The sequence below is a fragment of the Nocardiopsis sp. B62 genome (genome assembly GCF_018070675.1).
GTDB lineage: Bacteria > Actinomycetota > Actinomycetes > Streptosporangiales > Streptosporangiaceae > Nocardiopsis > Nocardiopsis prasina.
In genome coordinates this window covers 430,234-438,104 of the sequence record NZ_JAGPXK010000001.1, presented here as the reverse complement: position 1 = coordinate 438,104, position 7,871 = coordinate 430,234, and the positions used below count along the sequence as shown (strand labels likewise).

8 protein-coding genes are annotated in these 7,871 nt (G+C 71.4%); 2 read left to right on the top strand and 6 right to left on the bottom strand.

Annotated elements, in window-relative coordinates; translation table 11 throughout:
* Positions 1 to 40: 40 nt before the first annotated feature.
* From KBX21_RS02045 to KBX21_RS02030, 4 genes are all read right to left on the bottom strand, one after another.
* Positions 41 to 1,051 carry a hemolysin family protein gene (locus KBX21_RS02045; RefSeq protein WP_049572610.1) on the bottom strand — a complete coding sequence of 337 codons (1,011 nt, stop codon included), beginning with the start codon at positions 1,049 to 1,051 and terminating at the stop codon, positions 41 to 43.
* On the bottom strand, positions 1,048 to 2,430 hold the full coding sequence (locus KBX21_RS02040) for a hemolysin family protein (RefSeq protein ID WP_049572612.1): 1,383 nt from the start codon (positions 2,428 to 2,430) through the stop codon (positions 1,048 to 1,050). The genes KBX21_RS02045 and KBX21_RS02040 overlap by 4 nt, the downstream gene beginning before the upstream one ends.
* 231 nt (positions 2,431 to 2,661) lie before the next feature.
* On the bottom strand, positions 2,662 to 3,222 hold the full coding sequence (locus tag KBX21_RS02035) for a TrmH family RNA methyltransferase (protein ID WP_049572615.1): 561 nt from the start codon (positions 3,220 to 3,222) through the stop codon (positions 2,662 to 2,664).
* A 199-nt stretch (positions 3,223 to 3,421) separates the two neighbouring features.
* Positions 3,422 to 4,069 (bottom strand): class I SAM-dependent methyltransferase, encoded by a 648-nt coding sequence (locus KBX21_RS02030; RefSeq protein WP_049572619.1) that lies wholly within the window; start codon positions 4,067 to 4,069, stop codon positions 3,422 to 3,424.
* Between the two features lie 138 nt (positions 4,070 to 4,207).
* Between KBX21_RS02030 and KBX21_RS02025 the strand changes: the two genes are divergently transcribed.
* A complete protein-coding gene (locus KBX21_RS02025) occupies positions 4,208 to 4,711 on the top strand; it encodes a dsRBD fold-containing protein (protein WP_082206441.1) in 504 nt (167 codons plus the stop codon).
* A gap of 301 nt (positions 4,712 to 5,012) precedes the next feature.
* Positions 5,013 to 6,275 (top strand): APC family permease, encoded by a 1,263-nt coding sequence (locus KBX21_RS02020; protein WP_049572622.1) that lies wholly within the window; start codon positions 5,013 to 5,015, stop codon positions 6,273 to 6,275.
* Between the two features lie 76 nt (positions 6,276 to 6,351).
* Here KBX21_RS02020 and KBX21_RS02015 read toward each other — a convergent pair whose 3' ends face one another.
* Entirely contained in the window at positions 6,352 to 7,131 is a 780-nt protein-coding gene (locus KBX21_RS02015) for an NUDIX domain-containing protein (RefSeq protein WP_307869128.1), read from the bottom strand.
* Entirely contained in the window at positions 7,128 to 7,862 is a 735-nt protein-coding gene (locus KBX21_RS02010) for an HAD family hydrolase (protein ID WP_049572626.1), read from the bottom strand. The genes KBX21_RS02015 and KBX21_RS02010 overlap by 4 nt, the downstream gene beginning before the upstream one ends.
* Between the last annotated feature and the right edge of the window lie 9 nt (positions 7,863 to 7,871).

Below are 7,871 nucleotides of genomic sequence, written 5' to 3'. Positions count from 1 at the left end.
GAGTGACCGGCCCCCGCCGTGTTCGTTCCCGCTCCGGACGCTAGGCCGCCGTGTCCAGCAGCAGCAACCGGTCCAGCATGTCCTGGAGGGTCACCAGGCCCACCAGTTCGCCCCCGTCCTCGACGAGCGCGAGGTGGCTGCGGCTGTCCCGCATGATGCCCATCGCCGCGTACATCGGCGTACCCACCGACAGCGTCAGCACCGGGCGCATGAGGTCGGCGGCGGTGGTCCCGTCCGGGCTGTTCAGCGCCTCACGCACGTGCAGCACCCCGACCGGCTCACCCGCCTCCATGACCACCAGGCGCAGGTGCGTGGACTCGCGAGAGACCCGCTTGACCTCCTCCACACCGGCGCCCGGCTCCACCCACGCGATCTCCTCGCGCGGAGTGAAGTGCTCGTCCAGCGGCTGGGAGTTGACCTCCAGGGCCGTGGCGAGCTGGTCCCGGCGCTCGGAGTCCAGTGCACCCGCCTTCGCGGAGTGCTCCACCAGCTCCCGCACGTCCTCCGGGTTGTGTCCGCTCACCAGCTCGTCCACGGCCTGCACACCGAACCGGTGCAGAACCCAGTTGGCCATGCCGTTGAGCATCACGATCAGCGGGCGGGTCAGCCACATGAACGCCCGCATCGGGATCGCCAGCATCGTCGCCGACTTCTCCGGGTGCGAGATCGCCCAGGACTTCGGCGCCATCTCACCGATCACCAGGTGCAGGAACGTCACGATGATCAGCGAGAACGTGAACGAGAGCACGTACCCCACCGACGACGGCAGGCCGCCGAACAGCGGCTCCAGCATGTGGTGGAACGCGGGCTTGGAGATCGCGCCCAGGGCCAGCGTGGCCAGGGTGATGCCCAGCTGCGAACCGGCCAGCAGCAACGACAGGTCGCGGGCGCTCTTGAGCGCCGCGCGCGCCGACGCGCTGGTGTGCGCGGCCTCCTCCAGCCGGTAGCGGCGCGCCGCCACCAGGGCGAACTCGATCGCCACGAAGAAGCCACTCAGCGCGATGAAGACCACGGTCAGCCCCATGGCCAACCACACGTTCATGTCACTCATGCCCGCACCTCCCGTGCGCCGTCCTCGACAACCTCACGCAGCCGCAGCTCCACCGTGTTGGGAACGTGCCGCTGGACCGCGTTCACGGTCAGCGTCAGAGCCATGTCGGGATCGCCGTCATGGGCGCTGGAGGGTCGGGGCAGCGGCAGCTCCACGCGATCGCCGACCTGCGGCAGCCGGTGGAGTTCGTGGATGACCAGACCGCCTATGGTCTCGTAGTCGCCCTCGGGCAGGTCGTGGCCGATCAGCCGCTCGACCTCGTCGATGTGCAGGGCTCCGGGAACGACGTAGCCGTTCTCCCCGTCGAGGTGGGCCGGGGCCTCCTCCTCCGGGGTGTGCTCGTCGGCGATCTCGCCGACCAGCTCCTCGGCCAGGTCCTCGGTGGTGATCACCCCGGCCAGGCCGCCGTACTCGTCCACCACGCAGGCGAACTCCTCGCCCGCCTCGCGCAGCTGGTCCAGCACGCCCGGCAGCGGGAGCGACGCCGGGACCATGACGGTCGCCCGCGCCACCTCGCTGACCCGGACACCGGACAGGTCGCGGTCGCCCAGCGCGAGCACGTCGCGCAGGCAGATCACGCCCACGATGTCGTCCACGCCCTCACCCAGGACCGGGAAACGGGAGTGGTCGGAGGCCATCAGCTCCACGACCAGGCTGACCGGGTCGCCCTCCTCCACGGTGGTCACCTCGGGACGCGGGATCATCGCGTGCCCGGCGGTGCGGTCGTGGAAGTCGAGGGTGCGGTCCAGCAGGGTGGACACCTCGGCGGGAAGGTCACCGGTCTCACGGGACTCGGCGATGATGCGTTCCAGGTCGCGCGGGGTCGCCGCGTGCTGGACGTCCTCCACCGGGGTGATGTTCACCAGCCTGAGCAACCAGATCGCCGCCTGGTCGAACAGCCAGATCACCGGTCCGAAGACCTTCAGGTAGATCCCCGTGGACAGGGCCAGCCAACGGGCCACTGGTTCGGGGTGGGCGATGGCCAGGTTCTTGGCGAAGAGCTCGCCGAACACCATCTGGATGACGGTGGAGAACAGCAGGGCCAGTACGGTGCCGATCGCGAGGCCGGTGCCGACGGGCACGCCCGCGCCGCCGAGAAGCTCGCCGACACCCTGACCGATCATCGGTTCGGCGACGTAACCGACCAGAAGAGTGGTGACGGTGATGCCCAGCTGGGCACCGGAGAGCATGAACGAAGTTCGCTTCGTGATGGCCAGGGCGCGTTTCGCGCCCGCGTCACCGGCCGCGGCCCGCGACTTGAGTCGCGAACGGTCCACGGCCATGTAGCCGAACTCCTGGGCGACGAAGTAACCCGTCGCCACAGTGATCAGGAAGACCACCAGGGCACCGAAGGCGATACTGAGAACGGTGCTGATCATCGGGCACACACCGCCTGGGTCCGCCTGTGGGCAGGGATCCTACGAAGGTGCGCGCCCTTCACAGAAGGGGGCTCGTCGGAGTCTGGGTCACAGCATCCCTTGGGGATGCTGCTGGTACTTCGGGACGGGTCCACTGTTCCTCTCTCTGCGCCTTTGCGCGTCGGGTGTGAATGGAGTGGTCTGTGTTTCACAGGAGGGACGTCCAGCGGGGAAGAAAGATTCCCTGGGGGCTCAGCCTCCGACGGGCGCGTTGGCCTCGTCGTCGAAGGTGGCCCACTCGCGGCGTCGTGCCTCAGCCAGGGCGATCGACGTGGCCACGGCCACGTTCAGCGATCCGACCCGGCCGATCTGCGGGATGTAGGTGACGGCGTCCGCGCCCGTGAGCAGGGCGGGGGAGCAGCCGTGGTCCTCGGCGCCCACGGCCAGGCACACGTCGGGCTCCAGCGGCGCGGCGTGCAGGGGTACGGCGCCCTTGGCCAGCTCCACGGCCACGACCCTGTAGCCGTCGGCGCGGGCGGCGGCCAGGGCCTCGGCGGTGCCGGACAGACGGGTGTGCGGGACCTTCGCGCCGGTACCCAGGGCGGTCTTGCCGACCTTGGGGTCGTCGGGGTCCGCGCTGTTACCGGTGAGCCAGAGCTGGTCCACGCCGAAGGTCGCGCACGTGCGCAGGATCGACCCCAGGTTGTAGGGCTGGGTGACCGATTCGACGAGAAGGGCCAGACGCCCCTCGGTGCGCCTGCGCCACTGGCGGTTCAGGCGTTTGACGTCCGTGGGACGCAACTGCGTGCTCAACTGCGGTGTGTTCCTCGTGGTGGGGGCCGGGCGGTCCGGCGTGGTCGGTACAGGCTACCGGTCAGGGGTCGCGCGCGCACGCGTGACCCGGGACACATACCGGCAAGTTCGGGCAGAGGGGTGTGGTTCGGGCGAGTTCGGAGTCCGTGCAGGTCCGGGCGTTCGTGTGCCTCCGGCAGACCCGCGGGCGGGGAAGGAACTACGCGGCGCGCCGCACGGCCAGGACCCGGAAACCGGACCGGGAGGCCACGCGCTCGGCGGGCAGCCCCTGGGCGTCCAGCCACTTCTGGAGTGAGTCCGAGCCAAGGTGGCGCTGGACCACCAGGTGCGCGACGCCCTCGGGGGTGAGACGGTTCAGCCAGGTGCGCAACATGGAGTGCAACACGTCCTTGCCCACGCGGATCGGCGGGTTGGACCAGATCGCGTCGAAGGGGCCGAGCAGGTCCTCGGGCGCGGGAGCGCGGCCCTCGCCCTGCTCCACGGCCAGGCCTCCCTCGGGAGCGATCACGCCGAACCAGGCGTTGTCGAGCCCGTGGTCGTCGGCGTTGCGCCGGGACAGCCCCACGGCCCTGGAGTTGACGTCCACCCCCAGCACCCGCGCCCCGGGGGCGCGGGAGGCCATCGTCAGGGAGATCGGCCCGTACCCGCAGCCCAGGTCGAGCAGCCGCCCCTCGGCGGGGGGCGCGGGCACGCTCTCCAGGAGGACCCGGGTGCCCAGGTCGATCCTGTCGGGTGAGAACACGCCGCGGTCGGTGCGCAGGCGCAGGTGGAGGTCGGGCAGGACCAGGTCGGCGGTGGAGGGCCGACTGGCGGTGCCGGGATCGGAGTCGAAGTAGTGCTGGGCCACGCCGTGACGCTACCAGGCACGGACTGGGTGATGGGACGGCAAAAACCTCGCATACCACCGGGAACGAAAGAACCAACCCCTCGCTGAGAGCCGAAACAGCACCGATGATGGAGACAAGCGAGGTTTGTGGGGGAACCCATGCGAGCAGAGGTAGGAGACCGACTGGTCGTCGAGAGTCCGAACGCCGACACCCACCGACGCACGGGGGTGGTCACCCGAGTCCGGGGCGCGGAGGGGTCACCGCCCTACCAGGTGCACTGGATCGGCACCGAACCGGAGCACGTGGCTCTGGTCCACCCGGGACCCGACGCGCACATCGAACACACGCCCGGCCCGGGCACGGACGGAGAGGGAGCGGATGCCATGCAGACGATGAAGCGTTGGAACGTCGACGTGGTCGTCGCCGAGGAGAACGAGGGCGACGCCGCCCGCACGTGGGCGGAGGTCGGCCTGGTCGCCGACGACGGCACGGCCCTGCGCGGTCACGGAATGGCCCGCAAGCACCCGACCGACCTGGACGTACCCGAGATCGGTGAGGAACTCGCCGTCTCCCGGGCACTGTCAGACCTCTCACGCCAGCTCCGTCAGGTGGCGGCCGAGGACATCAACGACAACGCGGGCTCACCCTGGCGTCCCACCTGACTCGGAGGCGCCCGCGCCCAGCGAGAAACCCAGCAACCGAAGGGGTCCCCGGCCACGGCAGGGGGCCCCGACCCGCGCCCGCGCCTTCCCCGGCGCGGAGCGCGACGGTCCGGAACCGGCCACCCCCGGTACAGGGGGTTCGCTCTCGCCGGTCACCGGTATCGGGCACACTCGGAAGTCGGACGCGACCCTCGTCCCGCTTCCGGAGGCCCCCGGCCCTCTCGGGCCACAGCCTCCACCAGCGGGAACGAGGGTGCGCCCACCGGTCGACGACCGGAGACACCCACGCAAGGAGACCCCGTTGGCCACCTCTTCCGGACCGCAGGCCAGACCCGCCCGGACGCTGGGAACCGTCGACGCGGCCGCCATCGGCGCCGCGGCGATGCTCGGCGCCGGAGTGTTCACGGTCTTCGCCCCCGCGGCGCTGGGCGCCGGGGCCTGGCTGCCCGTCGCCATCCTCATCGCGGGTCTGGTCGCCTACTGCAACGCGATCTCCTCGGCGCGCCTGGCCGCCCAGCACCCCGAGGACGGCGGCACCTACGTCTACGGGCGCGAACGCCTGGGCGACCTGTGGGGCTACCTGGCGGGCTGGTCGTTCGTGGTCGGCAAGATCGCCTCCTGCGCGGCCATGGCCATGACCTTCGCCGCCTACACCCTCCCCGAGTGGCAGAAACCGGTCGCGGTGGCCGCCGTGGTCGTCCTGGCCGCGGTGAACTACCGGGGCGTGCGCCGTTCGACCCTGGTCATCAAGGTGCTGCTCCTGATGGTGCTGGCCGTCCTGGCGGCCGTGTTCGTCGCGATGCTGATGAGTGGTCGCCTGGCCGCCGTCGCCGAGGTGGACGGGCTCGGGCCCTGGCCGGGCTCCTTCGGCGTCCTGGGTGCGGCGGGCATGATCTTCTTCGCCTTCGCCGGGTACGCGCGCATCGCCACCCTGGGCGGTCAGGTCCGGGACCCCCGCACCACCATCCCCCGGGCGATCTCGCTCTCCCTGGGCACGGTCCTGGTGGTGTATCTGACGATCGGCACCGGCCTGCTCATCGTGCTGGGCCGCGAGAAGCTCACCACCAGCCAGGCGCCCATGGCCGACGCCGTCCAGGTCGCCGGGTTCCCGATGCTCGTGCCGTTCGTGGTGGCCGGTGCGGCCCTGGCCAGCCTGGGAGCCCTGTTCCCACTGCTGATGGGGATCTCGCACACCACCGCGGCGATGGCCTCGGACGGTCACCTGCCGCGTCCTCTGGCCGCCATGAGCGAACGCTACGGGGTGCCCCACCGCGCCGAGGCCGTGGTGGCCGCCGTGGTGATCGTCCTGGTGCTGGTCGCCGACCTGCGGGGCGCGATCGCCTTCTCCGCCTTCGGCGTGCTGGTCTACTACGCCATCACCAACGCCTCGGCGCTGCGGCTCGGCCCGGACGAGAACCGCCCGCCGCTGATCGCCCCGATCGTGGGCCTGGTGGGGTGCGTGGTGCTCGCGACCAGCCTGCCCCTGCCGGTGGTCGGCACCGGGGTCCTGGTCCTGGGCCTGGGGGCGGGACTGTGGTGGCTGCGCCACCGCGTCCTCGTCTAGTCACACGGTCCGGACACCGCGGTCCGGCCACACCCCACCGGGTGCCGGGCCACCGGCCCGGCCCGATCGGTCCCGGTCAGCCGCGACGGCGGTGCCGGACCAGGAACTCCATGCCGCGTCGCGCCGTGGTGGACAGCGGCAGCTCCGTCAGCTCGGCCGGAGTGAACCAACCGCAGTCGGCGGTGGAGCCGTCCACCTCGACCACGCGGGGCGCGGTCGGCTCGGCCACGTGCACGTGGGAGAACACCCAGACCGCGTAGACGTCCGTGCCGGAGCTCTGCGCCCGCCGGTGGCTGGCCACGGTGATCAGCTCACCGACCACACCGGCCTGACCGGACTCCTCCAGCACCTCGCGCCGCAGCGCGGCGCGCACGTCCTCACCGGTGTCCACGCCTCCGCCGGGCAGGTGCCAGGTACCGGCGGCGGGGTAGCCCTCGGCGATCAGGCTCAGCAGGATCCGCCCGGCCGGGTCGGTGACGATCCCGTAGGACGAGAACCGGCGCATCCGGGGGCGCGCCCCCTCCGGGGCGGGGTCCTCCTCGGGTGCCAGGGCGGGAGCCGGGGGAAGCAGACCCTCGGTGGGCACGACCGAGGGCCAGGCGGACACGAGGTCGGGTTCGGCGAACACGATCCGGTCCACGTGCAGGGCGCGCCCGCGCGGCAGGCTCACGGTCTCGGTGAGCACGTCGAGCGCCACCAGCGGAGCCCCCTCGGGCAGGCCGCCCAGTCGGCGGGCCACCTCCTCGGGGTCCTCACCGAAGAGCACGCGCGCTCCGACCAGGACCGGGCCGGTGGGTCCGGAGGTGACGAGGTGGACGGTGACCCGGCGGGCCATCCAGTCGTCGATCGAGGTCACAGCAGACCCGTCGCGGCCATGCTGCTGGACAGCCCCACCATGCGCAGGAGGCTGTCGAGGTCGTTCAGGGTGGTGACGCCCTCCACGGGCTGGCGGGCCTGGCGGTCGACGATGACCGGGCGCATGCCCGAGGCGACGGCGCCCACGGCGTCGGCCTGGATCTGGTCGCCCACGTGCCAGCAGGCGCCGGGCTCCACGCCCAGTCGCTGGGCGGTGGTGCGGAAGATCCGGGGGTCGGGCTTGCCCGCGCCCACGGTGTCGGCGCAGACCACGGCGTGGAAGTAGGGGGTGAGTTCCAGGGCCTGGAGTTTGGCGTGCTGAAGGGACTCGATGCCGTTGGTGAGCACGGCGAGCCGGTATCCGGCCGAGGAGAGGGCGTTGAGCACCGGGAAGGTGTCGGAGTAGACCTGCCAACCGCTGCGGTGGCCGTCCAGGTACATGCGGTAGAGCTCGTCGCAGTGCTGGTCGGCGAGGTCGGAGTGGCCGGCCTGGAGGGCCAGGGCGCGGATGCGCTGGCGGCGCTGCTCGTCCAGGGTGAGGTCGCCGCGCAGGTAGGCGCCGAAGGAGATCTCGGTCTGGGTGTCCCACAGGGCGCGGGCCGAACCGAAGTCGGGGTGGCCGAGCCGTTCCATGACCGTGCGCAGACCCACGGACGAGGCGGCGAGGTCGTCGATGAGTGTGTCGTCCAGGTCGAAACAGATCGCGGCCGGGAGAGCGGGTGTGTTCGGCATCGTTCCTCG

Coding starts and splice junctions, on each gene's coding strand:
- KBX21_RS02040 (WP_049572612.1), bottom strand. CDS start 2,430: ATGATCAGCACCGTTCTCAGTATCGCCTTCGGTGCCCTGGTGGTCTTC.
- KBX21_RS02045 (WP_049572610.1), bottom strand. CDS start 1,051: ATGAGTGACATGAACGTGTGGTTGGCCATGGGGCTGACCGTGGTCTTC.
- KBX21_RS02010 (WP_049572626.1), bottom strand. CDS start 7,862: ATGCCGAACACACCCGCTCTCCCGGCCGCGATCTGTTTCGACCTGGAC.
- KBX21_RS02025 (WP_082206441.1), top strand. CDS start 4,208: ATGCGAGCAGAGGTAGGAGACCGACTGGTCGTCGAGAGTCCGAACGCC.